Source organism: Helicobacter sp. MIT 99-5507, from assembly GCF_003364295.1.
Taxonomy (GTDB): domain Bacteria; phylum Campylobacterota; class Campylobacteria; order Campylobacterales; family Helicobacteraceae; genus NHYM01.
The window spans coordinates 263,645-276,367 of sequence record NZ_NXLO01000001.1 but is presented as its reverse complement, the minus strand read 5'-3'; the positions used below and the strand labels follow the sequence as shown (position 1 = coordinate 276,367).

Sequence of the window (12,723 nt, the reverse complement as noted above, 5' to 3'; positions counted from 1 at the left end):
AAAAAAATGAAAAATACTCTTGAATTTAGCCATTTTTTAAATACACTCAAAGCCAGCAATCGCAGGCTTAGTTTTTTTGTGGATTGGGAAAAATGTCTAAAAAATGTCGATAAAATCCGTATTTGTCTAAATCATCTTAATTTTCTCTTGGGTAAAGATAAAGATTCTATAAAAACACATACTGCTTTGCTTTTTGATGAATATCCAAAGGCATTTAGCGTGCTACATTTACTTCTTGCCGTGCGTGATAGTGGCAGTATGGTTTTAGATTCTAGCAGTGCACAATGTCGCTTGGATAGCTATTTTAAAAATGCAGATAGTATTTTTGATTTTTTATGCGAAAGCGGGCTTATTGATATTTTTGCTCGCGGATATATAAAAGATTTGAATGATTTTGTCTTTGGTATAGAAGTAGGGCTTGATAGCAATGCACGAAAAATCGCGGTGGTAGCACCATGGAGACGCATTTATCGCAAGTCTTTAAAGACAACCAACTTAATTTTAAAGAACAGGTAAATATTAAAGATTTTCCGCATCTCGCAAAGGTAAAAAAATGAATGCTAGAATCCCGATAGAAACTTTTATCAGCAAAGATTCCTTGTTTAGTCTTTATCACGCTGATTGCAATGAAATACTACTTAGATTTAAATCTAGCTTTGATCTCATCTTTGCCGACCCTCCTTATTTCCTTTCAAATGATGGCTTGACTATACAAAGCGGCAAGGTAGTTAGCGTAAATAAGGGCGAATGGGACAAGGGCGAAAATATAGATGATATCGATGCATTTAATGAGCGCTGGATAAGTAACGCAAAAATCGCGCTCAAAGACACAGGAAGCATTTTGATTAGTGGCACATATCATAATATTTTTTCCCTTGGGCGGATATTACAAAAACTTGATTTTAAGATTCTAAATATCATTACTTGACAAAAGACTAACCCACCGCCAAATTTTAGCTGTCGCTATCTCACGCATTCTACCGAGCAGATTATTTGGGCTAGAAAAAGTCATAAACATAAACATATTTTCAACTATGATTTGATGAAAAAAAATCAACAATAACAAACAAATGCGTGATGTGTGGAGTTTTCCAGCAATTGCTCCATGGGAAAAAACTTGCGGTAAGCACCCTACACAAAAACCATTAAATCTACTTGTGCGATTGCTTTTAATGGCGAGTAATGAAAATAGCATAATCTGTGATCCATTTAGTGGAAGCTCAAGCACAGGTATTGTAGCAAATATTTTAGGTAGGAAATTTATCGGTATAGAAAAAGAAAAAGAATTTATAGATATATCCATAACCCGCAAAGCTGAGCTAGATTCTAAGCGTAATATGATGGAATCTAAGATAGTGGATTTAAGAGTTAAACTATAATATATAAAAATTTTAAGGAGAAAATAAAAGCACTTTAAAACTAAAAATTAATTGATAAAAAATTACTTGCTTTAATTATTTAAAAGATTTCATTCTATTAATTCCACTAGTAAAGTTGCTAGAGCAACTAAAAATCTCAAGAATTATCAAAATAGATATTATAAAAACTTTAAGTTTTTATAATATCACTTAGCATATAGATCTTAGCCTCAATCTTGCTTGAATTTTTTCACAAATGCCACTGCTAGCACAATGCTTAAAAGCCCCAAAAACATCATATATAAGCCCAAACAGAAGGGATACTCATCTTTGACAAAGGCGAAAAAAATCGGTGTCAAACCACCAAAAATAGCATAAGAAATGTTGTAGGCAAATGAAATTCCACTATAGCGGATTGGTGCTGGGAAGCTATCTACAAGGATTAGAGGTGTAAAAACCATAACTCCAGCACTTAGTGCCATCAAATAATAAAAGAGCAAAACTAGGTCAAAATGCATGCCTTGAGTGATTGAGCCATAAAAAAGGCAGGCAAAAAGCATGAGCGCGCCACCAAAAAGAATGCTTGCGTTTTTTAAGCCGATTCTATCACTCAAAATCCCACCTAGCGCGTTTCCAGAGGCGAGAAAAAAGATTGCGATGATTTGATAGACAATTTTTGAAATCGCATCAATGTCAAATTTTTGCGCCAAAAGATTAGGTGTTAAAAGCACGCTAATAACCACGCAACCTGTCAAAATCCAAGTGCTTAAAAATGAGAATCCAACGCCTATTTTATGCGATTTTACCACTTCTTTGATAGGCATTTTTTGTGTTTGCTGCAATGCTTGCATTTCCTTAAATACCGGTGTTTCGCTCAAATATCTACGCAAGAAAATCGAGATAATCCCAAAAATACCGCCCAAAATAAATGGAATGCGCCATGCGTATTCTTTGATTTCTTCTGGGCTAAAATTCATATGCACAAAGAGCGTTACAATGCTTCCTAACAAAATCCCTGAAACCACCGCACTTGTGAAAATCCCCATCGTTGAGCCAAGCACTTTGCGCTCGCTGTGTTCGCATACAAACACCCATGCCCCGGGCAATTCCCCACCAATAGCAATGCCTTGCAAGATTCTAATCAAAATCAAAGCTATTGGCGCAAGCACGCCAATTTCCTCAAAAGTAGGCATAAAACCTAGCGCAAAAGTTGGGATAACCATTAGCAAGATGGAAAGCATAAACATATTTTTGCGCCCATTTTTATCGCCAAAATGCGCCATAATAATCCCGCCAAGTGGTCTTGCAAAATACCCAGCCGCAAAGGTGCTATAAGCGCTAATATCCTGCCAAAAAGTGCTATTTGAAGGGAAAAAAAGCACCCCAATAACGCCTGTGAAAAATACAAAAATAATAAAATCATAAAATTCAAGCATTCCACCAAGAGAGCTAAGGGAAAGCACTTTTACTTCTTCATTTTTTAAGCGTGCCATGATGAAAATTCTCCTTATAATAACTCGTGGTTTTTTGGTTTGGTGAAAAGTTTGAATTATACAATAATTAGGGTATTTTGTAGTGGGCTAGATTTAAAAAGTTTTAGAAAATTAATTGGATTTAATAGAATTTTAAAAAATTTCATCAACTAAAAAATAGCAAAATATATACATGATGATACTATTAAAGCTTAAAATCATCATAGCTAGAATCTATAAATAAAGCAAAATATATGTGGATATTAGGCTAGATTCTAAGATAAGTTTTAAGAGTGCTAAAATCTGAATTATTTTAACTTTGAAATATATCAAATATTTTTTTTAGATTCTAGAATCTTGTAAGATTGCAATTACAAAAAATAAATTAGAATCCATATTAGTGCCTCTTATAAATAATTTGTACTAGCTATAAAATGATTTACAAATAATCTATCTAATTGCATTACTCATCTCTTTTACATATCTGCCTATATATTCTGGGCTTTTTGTTTTATATTGCGCACATAGTTTGACTATGGCACTACCTACAATGATTCCATTTGCATATTGTGCTATTTCTCTTGCTTGATTTGGTGTTTCTATACCAAATCCAACAGCTACTGGAATCTCACTTACCTCTTGTGCGCAAGTAATCATATCTTTAATATTTGTATCAATATGCTTTCTTACCCCTGTTACACCAAGTGATGAGACGCAATAAATAAAACCTTTAGCTTCTTTTGCAATCATAGCAATTCGATCATTTGAAGTTGGTGCTATAAATGAGATTAGATCAATTTCATTTTTTATACAAACTGGTTCAAATTCTTGTTTTTCTTCAAATGGCACATCTGGCAAAATAAGCCCACCAATCCCTACATCTTTAGCATTTTTTAGAAATTTATCACTTCCATATGCAAATACAACATTTGCATAAGTCATAAATGCCATAGGAATTGTAATCCTTTTTTGTATGCGTTCAAGCATCTCAAAAATATGATTTATTTTAGTATCATTTTTTAAAGCTCGCATATTTGCTTCTTGTATCACAACCCCTTCTGCCATAGGATCAGAAAATGGAATCCCAAGTTCAATTAGACTTGCACCATTTTCTATCATTGAATAAATAATTTGTTCTGTAGTAGCAATATCTGGATCACCACAAGTAATAAATGGAATAAATGCTTTGCCATTTTCAAATGCTTTGTATAAATTACTCATTGATATTTTCTCCTTGCATTCTTGCAATCGCAGCGCAGTCTTTATCACCTCTGCCTGATAGATTTATAACTATTATTTGATCTTTAGAGAAATTTTTTGCCTCTTTTATCACATAAGCAATAGCATGAGCACTCTCAATAGCTGGAATAATGCCCTCAGTTTTTGAGAGATAAAAAAACGCATCTAAAGCTTCTTTATCACTTATAGGATAATATTCTGCTCGTTTTGTATCTGCTAAATATGCATGTTCTGGACCAATACCTGGATAATCAAGCCCTGCAGAAATAGAATATACAGGCGCTATTTGACCATATTTATCTTGGCAAAAATATGATTTCATTCCATGAAAGATTCCAATTTTTCCTGTTGCAATACTTGCAGCAGTTTGCTCTGTATCAACTCCCATTCCTGCTGCTTCGCAGCCAATAAGCCGCACTTCTTTATCATCAATAAAATGATAAAATGCCCCAATTGCATTTGAGCCTCCACCCACACAAGCCACCACCATATCAGGAAGTCTGCCTTCACATTCTAAAATTTGGTTTTTTATTTCTTTTGAAATTACTGCTTGAAAATCACGGACAATCATTGGAAATGGATAAGGACCCATAACAGAGCCTACTACATAATGAGTATCAGCAATCCTACTACTCCATTCTCTAAGCGTTTGAGAGACAGCATCTTTTAGTGTTGCAGTACCACTTTTTACAGCATGCACTTTTGCACCTAAAAGCCGCATTTTATATACATTTAATGCCTGTCGCTTAGTGTCTTCTTCACCCATAAATATTTCACATTCCATATTTAATAATGCACATGCAGTAGCAGTAGCTACACCATGTTGTCCTGCGCCTGTTTCTGCAATAATTCGTTTTTTACCCATTTTTTTAGCAAGTAAAACTTGCCCCAAGACATTATTTATTTTATGTGATCCAGTATGATTTAAATCTTCGCGTTTAAGGTAGATTCTAGCATCTCCAAGATTTTTACTCATACAAGAGGCAAAATAAAGTGCTGAAGGACGAGAGGCGTAGTTATTAAATAAATCTTGAAGCTCTTGATTAAAAGTAGGATCATTTTTGTATGATAGATATGCACTCTCAAGCTCTAATATCGCATTCATTAATGTTTCTGGGATAAAACAACCTCCATATTTTCCAAAATATGTATGCTCCATTTTATACTCCTTTATTTTGCCTTACTTGTGTAATAATTGTTTTCATTTTATAAAAATCCTTATATCCATTACTTTCTAATCCTCCAGATACATCGATACCATAAGGATGGAGAGCAATTGCTTTTTGTATATTATTGATATTGATGCCACCAGCTAAAAAATATGGTTTATTTGGAAGTTTTATCTTTGAGAGTAGATTCCAATCAAAGCTCTCTCCTGACCCACCTTTTATATTATCAAAAAGTAAAAAATCCACCAAATCGCATTTTGTATAATCAATAGAATTTTCATTATTTATACCTATTGCATAGATGATTTTGGCATTTGTCTTGGATTTTAGATTAGATATAAATTCTATACTCTCATTGCCATGAAGTTGCACTATATCAATAATACGCAAATCTATTGCCTCAAGAATCTTATTTATAGGTGCATTTACAAATACTCCTACTGCTTGTATTTGGCTATCAAGATGAGATTTAAGTTTTTTTGCTATTGTAAAATCCACTTCTCGCTTGCTTTTAGCAAAGACAAAGCCTATAAAATCAGATTTTAAGATATTTGCATATTCTATATCTTCCAAGCGAAATAACCCACAAGTTTTGATCTTCAATCTAGCTCCTATTTAGATTCCACTTTGCAATTCTTTTAGTTTTAAGCATTTATCATCTACTTTCATAAGTGTTTCACCAATTAATACAGCATTTACATTGTGCATACTTAATGTTTGTATATCTTCTTTTGTGTGTATTCCACTCTCACTTATAAAAATGCATTCTTTTGGCACATTATTTCTTAATTTTATTGTTGTGTTTATATCGACTTTAAATGTCTTTAAATCTCTATTATTAACCCCAATAATCCTAGCATTACAAAAAAGTGCTTTTTGTATTTCTTCATTATTATGTGTTTCAACTAGGACTGATAATCCAAGATCATTTGCTAATGTAAAATAATCTCTCATTTGATATTTATCTAAAATCGCAGCAATAAGCAAAATAGCATCTGCACCAATAGCTTTTGATTCATAAATCATATATTCATCTATAATAAAATCTTTTCTTAGAACTGGAATCTGCACGCATTGCTTAATTTCTTTAAGATAATCTTCGCTTCCTAAAAAATAATATGGCTCTGTGAGGCAAGAAATCGCACTAGCACCTGCATTTTGATATTCTAATGCAATATTTTTATATGGAAAAGTAGTAGCAATAATTCCTTTTGAAGGTGAGGCTTTTTTGACTTCGCATATAAAGTGCATTTTAGGCGTATTTAAAGCTTTTTCAAATGCAAATGGAATATTTGATGTATTTTTTTTAGCAATTTGCTTTATTTCTAAAAGTGAAATTTTTTGTTTTTTTTCTTGTATGCGTATTTTTGTTGAATTGATAATCTTTTCTAAAATATTCATTATTTATTTATTACTCTCTTTTATAAATAATTGTAATTGTTTTGCTGCTAATCCTTCATCTATTTGTCGTTCTGCAAGTCTTACACCAGATTCTATGCTTTCAGTGGCACCTGCGATATATAGTGCAGCACCAGCATTTAGTGCTGCGACTTCACGTTTTGGACCTTTTTCTTTACCCTCTAAAATATCTTTAATAATTGTAGCATTTTGGATTGCATCGCCTCCTTGTAAATCACATTTATTACATAAACTATAGCCAATATCTTTTGGGTGCAAAGTATAGGTTTTGATTTCTTGTTGATTGATTTCACAAATTTTTGTTTTGCTTGAGAGTGAGATTTCATCTATCTTATCCATTCCATATACAACCATTCCTCTTTTTACACCAAGATTCTTCATTACTTGTGCCAAAGGCTCTACAAGGCTTTCATCATATACACCCATAAGCTCCATATTAGCTCCTGCTGGATTTGAAAGTGGTCCTAAGATATTAAAAATCGTGCGGATTCCAAGTTCTTTTCGAATAGGAGCAACATATTTCATCGTGATATGGTAATTTTGTGCAAAAAGAAAGCAAATATTGATTTTTTCAAGCAATTCTTTACTTTTTTCTTTTGGCACCATGATATTTACACCTAAAGCCTCTAATACATCTGCTGCACCACATTTTGATGATGCAGCACGATTTCCATGTTTTGCGACTTTTATTCCTGCTGATGAGACGATAATAGCCGAAGTTGTAGAGATATTAAATGAATTTGAGTGATCGCCTCCTGTGCCTACAATCTCTAATGCATCCATATCATGTAAAAGTTTCACACAATGCTTACGCATACTAAGTGCTGAAGCAGTGATTTCATCAATGCTTTCACCTTTCATATTTAACGCTGTGAGATATGCAGAGATTTGCACAGGGCTAGCCATACCTTGCATAATCTCATCCATCACTTCTAGTGCGATATTTTGTGTAAGATCTTGCTTTTTTATTAGTTGCAAAATCGCTTCTTTTATCATGATTGCTTCTTTTGTATTGTTATTTTGTTTTGTAATATTTGTTTCTTTAGTCATTTAGATTCTCTTTTTTGTGTGGAATAAAGAACATTTTGTATTATTTTTTTACCAAGTGGTGTTAGTATAGATTCTGGGTGAAATTGCACGCCATATATCGGATATACCTTGTGTTCTAATGCCATAATTTCATGCTCTTTTGTTGTTGCAGTGATTTTAAGAGATTGTGGAATTTTTGTAGATATTAGTGAATGATAACGTGCAACCTGAATTGTCTCTCCTAATCCATTAAATAAAACTGATGTAGGATCAACTTCTATCATAGATGTTTTGCCATGCATTATTTTTTGAGCATAGCTTACTTCACCACCAAATGCTACACATATCGCTTGATGTCCAAGACAAACGCCAAAAATCGGAATCTCGCTCCCTAGCTTTTTTATTACTTCTATACATATTCCAGAATCTTGAGGTTTTTTTGGTCCTGGAGAAAGGACAATGAGTGTTGGTTTTATTTCTTTTATTTGCATAATATTTAATTCATCATTGCGAATAACTTTGATTTGTGGTTCAATGCTTCCTATGAGCTGATATAGATTATAAGAGAAGCTATCATAATTATCAATAAGTAAAATCACTTTAGTCCTCCTTATATACCATTTTGAGCAATTTTGATAGCTTCAATAATTGCTTGTGCTTTTTTTGCACATTCTTCAAATTCACTTTGTGGATTGCTATCATAGACGATTCCAGCACCTGATTGGATACAGATTTCATCATTTTTCTTATATATTAAGCGGATTGCAATACACATATCCATATTGCCTGTAAAATCAAGATAGCCTATTGCACCGCCATAGATTCCACGAGATTGCCCTTCAAGCTCATTGATGATTTCACATGCTCTTATTTTTGGCGCACCAGATAGTGTGCCAGCAGGTAAGATTGCATCAATTGCATCAAGTGCGTCTTTGTTTTCTTGCAAGATTCCAGAAATTGTTGAACTTATATGCATAATATGTGAATATCGCTCAATATTCATATATTTTTCTACTTGCACACTATTAAATTTTGCAACTTTACCTACATCATTGCGTCCCAAATCAACAAGCATATTGTGCTCGGCTAATTCTTTTTCATCACCCAAAAGCTCATTTTCTAGTGCTTCATCTTCGATTTTGTTTTTTCCTCGTTTGCGACTTCCAGCAAGTGGATATGTATATAATTTGGAGTTATTAAGCTTAAGGAGTGTTTCTGGAGAAGCACCAGCTATTTCTACTTTATTGCTTGAGAAATATAGCATATAAGGCGAAGGATTGGTGCTGCGAAGCACTCTATATACATCAAAAAGACTGCCACTTGCCTTTGCGCGTATAGGATTGGATAATACTACTTGAAATATATCACCCTCATAAATGTATTGTTTTGCTTGTTTGACCATTTGGATATATTGTTCTTGTGAGAAATCATGCTTAAGCGTAGAATCTAGCACAAAAGGTGCAATGCTTTGTTTTGGAGCTGATTTTAGTAATGTATGCATAGATTCTAGTGTATTTTGTGCATCTTTGTAAGATGATTCTAGATTTGTAGTAGTTATGCCAGTAATAAGGATAATTTTTTGCTTAAAATTATCAAATACAATCACATTATTAAAAAGCATTAAATCTACATCAACAAAATCTTTGTCTGTATTTGCAAAATTAAGTTTTGGCTCATTGTAGCGAATATAATCATATGCAAAATAACCAACAAGCCCACCACTAAATGGTGGTAGATTCTCTAAAATTGGGCTTTTGTATTTTGCAATAATTTCTTTTATGATATCTTTTGGATTGCCTTGTTTTTGTTGTGTGCCATTTTTATCTTTGATTGTAGTTTTGCCTTTTGTGCAAGTTATCTCTAAAGTCGGATTAAACCCCAAAAAGCTATATCGCCCCCAATTTTTTTGCTCAACACTCTCAAGTAAAAAACACTCAACACTATGGGTTTTTAAAATCCTCATAGCCTCAATTGGTGTTATAAAATCAGCATAGATCTCTTTGCTTATTGGTATGCGTTTGTATTGTAATAGATCTGGCATTGATTGTATCATATCAAGCGTTGGATACATAAAGATTCCTTATTTTGATTTAGTTTTGGTGATTGGAATATAGATAAAAAAAGCGCACTAAGGGCGCCACCACATAGAGTTTATAATGTATTTGATAAAAGAAGAAAATATATAAAAGCTAAAAAAAATCATATTGCTAAAAGTTTTCATGCCCAAAATCATATAAGAATAAATATTAGATGTCAAGATAATATTTGTATCTTTATATTTCAAAAGCAAACAAATTAGGATAGATTTCGTTAGTCATAAGACTGCAAATTTTATATAAAATAAATTTGTAATATTATTTAAATGGAATCTAGATTCTATTTTATATCTTTTGATTTGATATTATGAATAAAACTTATTATTTCATCAATTTTTATGATTTTATTATTGCTTGAAATTCCAATTAGATTATAATCTTTATCAAAATATGGCACTCCCTGCTCAATTGCTATTGTATGCATATAATTTTTATAAAAAAATGGGCTTTTAGGATTAATAGTATCTCTTTTTAATGGTTTTTTATAATCTGGTATTTGTATTTTTTGATTTTTTATGATTTCTTGATGATATAGTTTTTTATTTGAATAATTGCAATAATCATCTGTGTAATTTGTGATTTTTAGCATAGCTAGCGATTTGTTTGTATCATTTGCTAATAATCTTGCTTTTGCTATGCATATTATTAAATCTGTATCATCATCTTTTATTTTTATATTTATATCAAGTGGGAATCCAATATTTGTAATAGTAGAGCTTGTTATGATTGTATCTTCATCTACAAAGAATCCAAACATACTTTTAAATGCACCATTATTAAAATTAATATCAAGTTTTACAACTCCAGCAATCCAATCTTTTTTATTTATCATGTCATTTGCATTTGTATTTATGATGAAAATAAAAATAATAAATATGATTTTATAAAACAACTATCATAAGCCTTTAAAATTTAGATTCTAGAAAATGTATCAAAATATCGGTAAAATTTCATCATAATTTAAAATAAGGAAAAATATGGAAGCACTAAAAGTTTTTGATATCGATGAGAATATATTAGAAAATAGTAAATACGCAACAATAAAAACTAATAAAGGTAGTATTATTGTAGAATTATTTGGCAAAGATGCACCACAAGCAGTGTTGAATTTTGCTTCATTAGCAAATAGTGGCTATTATAAAGGATTGAAATTTCATAGAGTTATAAAAGGTTTTATGGCACAAGGTGGTTGTCCATATAGTAAAGAGAATCTTCCTTATGTAGGCACAGGTGGTCCTGGATATAGAATAAAATGTGAAGTTACAAACAATCCAAACTCACATCAAAGAGGAAGCCTAAGTATGGCTCATGCAGGTAGAGATACAGGTGGTAGCCAATTTTTTATATGTTTTGTGCCTTGTCCGCATTTAGATGGAGAACACACCGTTTTTGGGGGAATTAGAGCTAGTGATAAAAATAGTTATGAAACACTAGATAAAATAGAACAAAATGATACTATAGAAGATATTATTATTAGTAAAGAAGTTTAGATTCTAGATGAATTTACAAAAACGAAAAACTATACTTGCCTATATATTTTTGGTATTAGCAATATTTGCTGAAGTATTATCAACTGGAATCTTAAAAGCATCCAAAGGCAGTTTGTATGGCTATATTTTAATAGCAATTTTTATTTCTATATCATATTATTTTATGGCATTAGCAATTAGAAAGATTCAAGTAGGTGCTGCATATGCTATGTGGGAGATTCTAGGTTCTAGTTGTATTGTGCTTATGTCTGTTTTTATATTTGATGAAATATTAACAACAAGGCAGGTTATTGGAATCTTGTTTGCTATTATTGGAATAATATTAATCAATATTGGTGAAGTAAAAGAAAAATGAGTTTCTATTTTGTTATTATTATGATTTCTGCATTCATTGATATTGTCGCAAATTTGTTATTAAAAAAATCAGATGGATTTAAATACAAAACTTATGGAATAAGTGCCATATTGCTTGTGATTATTGCTTTTATATTTCTTTCATTTGCATTAGAATATGTAGAGCTTAGTATTGCGTATTCAACTTGGGGCGCTATTGGAATCATTGGCACTTCTTTAGGTGGATATATATTTTATAAAGAAAGATTAAACTATGTAGGTATTTTGGGAGTTATTGTTGTTGTTTGTGCTGTAATACTTTTAAATTACTAAATTTACGATACACTAATATAATAATTTAGAAATAATTAGGAGGGAAAATGAAAGTCTATTTTTTTGCTACTTGTTTAGGGAGCATAGCTTATTCAAATACTTGCATTAATGCAATTAAGTTATTACAAAAAGAAGGCATTGAAGTAATTTTTAAAAAAGATCAAACATGTTGTGGGCAGCCTAGTTATAATTCTGGTTATTATGAAGATACCAAACAAGTGGCACTTCATAATATAAATCTTTTTAATGAGCCATATCCTATCATCGTGCCATCTGGTTCTTGTGCAGGAATGATGAGGGTTGATTATTTGGAATTATTTGAAAATGATGGAAATTATTCTATGGTAAAGGATTTTTCATCTAGAGTTTTTGAATTAAGTGAGTTTTTGTTAAAAGAATTAAAAGTTAGATACACTGATACTGGAGAGAAAATAAAAGCAACTTGGCATTCAAACTGCCATGCATTACGTGTTACAAAAAGTATAGAGTATTCTAAAGCACTAATAAGACAGCTTAAAAATGTTGAATTAATAGAATTAGATAAAGAAGAAGAATGTTGTGGTTTTGGTGGGACATTTTCTATAAAAGAACCACAAGTGTCAAAAGCTATGGTGCATGATAAGATAAATGACATTAAGAGCAAAGGGGTAGATTATGTTATATCTGGTGATGCAGGCTGTCTTATGAATATTAGTGGTGCGATGGATAAAATGGGTGTTGATGTAAAAGGTATCCATTTATATGACTTTATAGCACAAAGAATTAATTTAGTTTAGTTTTAAAGG

Annotated in this window: 14 protein-coding genes and 1 pseudogene; 6 read left to right on the top strand and 9 right to left on the bottom strand. The window is 31.8% G+C overall.

What is annotated here, in order from left to right:
• Positions 1–6: 6 nt before the first annotated feature.
• A complete protein-coding gene (locus CQA42_RS01505; protein ID WP_258865520.1) occupies positions 7–516 on the top strand; it encodes a type II restriction endonuclease in 510 nt (169 codons plus the stop codon).
• A gap of 37 nt (positions 517–553) precedes the next feature.
• A pseudogene (locus CQA42_RS01500) lies at positions 554–1,379 on the top strand (DNA-methyltransferase).
• A gap of 209 nt (positions 1,380–1,588) precedes the next feature.
• Here CQA42_RS01500 and CQA42_RS01495 read toward each other — a convergent pair.
• From CQA42_RS01495 to CQA42_RS01455, 9 genes are all read right to left on the bottom strand, one after another.
• Positions 1,589–2,851 carry an MFS transporter gene (locus tag CQA42_RS01495; RefSeq protein WP_115582928.1) on the bottom strand — a complete coding sequence of 421 codons (1,263 nt, stop codon included), beginning with the start codon at positions 2,849–2,851 and terminating at the stop codon, positions 1,589–1,591.
• 429 nt (positions 2,852–3,280) lie between these two features.
• Positions 3,281–4,051, bottom strand: coding sequence for a tryptophan synthase subunit alpha (gene trpA, locus CQA42_RS01490; RefSeq protein WP_115582927.1), 771 nt, complete (start codon positions 4,049–4,051; stop codon positions 3,281–3,283).
• Positions 4,044–5,228 (bottom strand): tryptophan synthase subunit beta, encoded by a 1,185-nt coding sequence (gene trpB, locus CQA42_RS01485; RefSeq protein WP_115582926.1) that lies wholly within the window; start codon positions 5,226–5,228, stop codon positions 4,044–4,046. The genes trpA and trpB overlap by 8 nt, the downstream gene beginning before the upstream one ends.
• Before the next feature lies 1 nt (position 5,229).
• Positions 5,230–5,841: a phosphoribosylanthranilate isomerase gene (locus CQA42_RS01480; protein WP_181881449.1), complete on the bottom strand. Its 612-nt coding sequence runs from the start codon at positions 5,839–5,841 to the stop codon at positions 5,230–5,232.
• Positions 5,842–5,853: 12 nt separating this feature from the next.
• Positions 5,854–6,639 carry an indole-3-glycerol phosphate synthase TrpC gene (trpC, locus tag CQA42_RS01475; protein WP_115582924.1) on the bottom strand — a complete coding sequence of 262 codons (786 nt, stop codon included), beginning with the start codon at positions 6,637–6,639 and terminating at the stop codon, positions 5,854–5,856.
• A gap of 3 nt (positions 6,640–6,642) precedes the next feature.
• Positions 6,643–7,707 carry an anthranilate phosphoribosyltransferase gene (gene trpD / locus CQA42_RS01470; RefSeq protein WP_220271576.1) on the bottom strand — a complete coding sequence of 355 codons (1,065 nt, stop codon included), beginning with the start codon at positions 7,705–7,707 and terminating at the stop codon, positions 6,643–6,645.
• Positions 7,704–8,285, bottom strand: a complete 582-nt coding sequence (locus CQA42_RS01465; protein WP_115582923.1) for an aminodeoxychorismate/anthranilate synthase component II — start codon at positions 8,283–8,285, stop codon at positions 7,704–7,706. The genes trpD and CQA42_RS01465 overlap by 4 nt, the downstream gene beginning before the upstream one ends.
• 11 nt (positions 8,286–8,296) lie before the next feature.
• Positions 8,297–9,757, bottom strand: coding sequence for an anthranilate synthase component I (gene trpE / locus CQA42_RS01460; protein ID WP_115582922.1), 1,461 nt, complete (start codon positions 9,755–9,757; stop codon positions 8,297–8,299).
• A 305-nt stretch (positions 9,758–10,062) separates the two neighbouring features.
• Positions 10,063–10,674: a hypothetical protein gene (locus CQA42_RS01455; RefSeq protein WP_115582921.1), complete on the bottom strand. Its 612-nt coding sequence runs from the start codon at positions 10,672–10,674 to the stop codon at positions 10,063–10,065.
• An 85-nt stretch (positions 10,675–10,759) separates the two neighbouring features.
• Here CQA42_RS01455 and CQA42_RS01450 point away from each other — a divergent pair, with 85 nt between their 5' ends.
• Genes CQA42_RS01450 through CQA42_RS01435 form a run of 4 tightly spaced genes read left to right on the top strand, consistent with a single transcriptional unit; the run spans position 10,760 to position 12,714 of the window.
• Complete coding sequence (locus CQA42_RS01450; RefSeq protein ID WP_115582920.1) at positions 10,760–11,272, top strand: peptidylprolyl isomerase; 513 nt, start codon at positions 10,760–10,762, stop codon at positions 11,270–11,272.
• Positions 11,273–11,279: 7 nt separating this feature from the next.
• Positions 11,280–11,627: a multidrug efflux SMR transporter gene (locus tag CQA42_RS01445; protein WP_115582919.1), complete on the top strand. Its 348-nt coding sequence runs from the start codon at positions 11,280–11,282 to the stop codon at positions 11,625–11,627.
• Positions 11,624–11,938 (top strand): SMR family transporter, encoded by a 315-nt coding sequence (locus CQA42_RS01440; RefSeq protein ID WP_115582918.1) that lies wholly within the window; start codon positions 11,624–11,626, stop codon positions 11,936–11,938. Before CQA42_RS01445 ends, CQA42_RS01440 begins: the two co-directional genes overlap by 4 nt.
• 47 nt (positions 11,939–11,985) lie before the next feature.
• Positions 11,986–12,714 carry a (Fe-S)-binding protein gene (locus tag CQA42_RS01435; protein ID WP_115582917.1) on the top strand — a complete coding sequence of 243 codons (729 nt, stop codon included), beginning with the start codon at positions 11,986–11,988 and terminating at the stop codon, positions 12,712–12,714.
• Positions 12,715–12,723 lie beyond the last annotated feature (9 nt).

What these genes read in the sequence shown, in the direction of transcription:
- CQA42_RS01495 (WP_115582928.1), bottom strand. Translation starts at nt 2,851, where the DNA reads ATGGCACGCTTAAAAAATGAAGAAGTAAAAGTGCTTTCCCTTAGCTCT.
- trpD (WP_220271576.1), bottom strand. Translation starts at nt 7,707, where the DNA reads ATGACTAAAGAAACAAATATTACAAAACAAAATAACAATACAAAAGAA.
- CQA42_RS01435 (WP_115582917.1), top strand. Translation starts at nt 11,986, where the DNA reads ATGAAAGTCTATTTTTTTGCTACTTGTTTAGGGAGCATAGCTTATTCA.
- CQA42_RS01445 (WP_115582919.1), top strand. Translation starts at nt 11,280, where the DNA reads ATGAATTTACAAAAACGAAAAACTATACTTGCCTATATATTTTTGGTA.
- CQA42_RS01440 (WP_115582918.1), top strand. Translation starts at nt 11,624, where the DNA reads ATGAGTTTCTATTTTGTTATTATTATGATTTCTGCATTCATTGATATT.
- trpC (WP_115582924.1), bottom strand. Translation starts at nt 6,639, where the DNA reads ATGAATATTTTAGAAAAGATTATCAATTCAACAAAAATACGCATACAA.
- CQA42_RS01505 (WP_258865520.1), top strand. Translation starts at nt 7, where the DNA reads ATGAAAAATACTCTTGAATTTAGCCATTTTTTAAATACACTCAAAGCC.
- trpA (WP_115582927.1), bottom strand. Translation starts at nt 4,051, where the DNA reads ATGAGTAATTTATACAAAGCATTTGAAAATGGCAAAGCATTTATTCCA.
- trpE (WP_115582922.1), bottom strand. Translation starts at nt 9,757, where the DNA reads ATGTATCCAACGCTTGATATGATACAATCAATGCCAGATCTATTACAA.
- CQA42_RS01450 (WP_115582920.1), top strand. Translation starts at nt 10,760, where the DNA reads ATGGAAGCACTAAAAGTTTTTGATATCGATGAGAATATATTAGAAAAT.
- trpB (WP_115582926.1), bottom strand. Translation starts at nt 5,228, where the DNA reads ATGGAGCATACATATTTTGGAAAATATGGAGGTTGTTTTATCCCAGAA.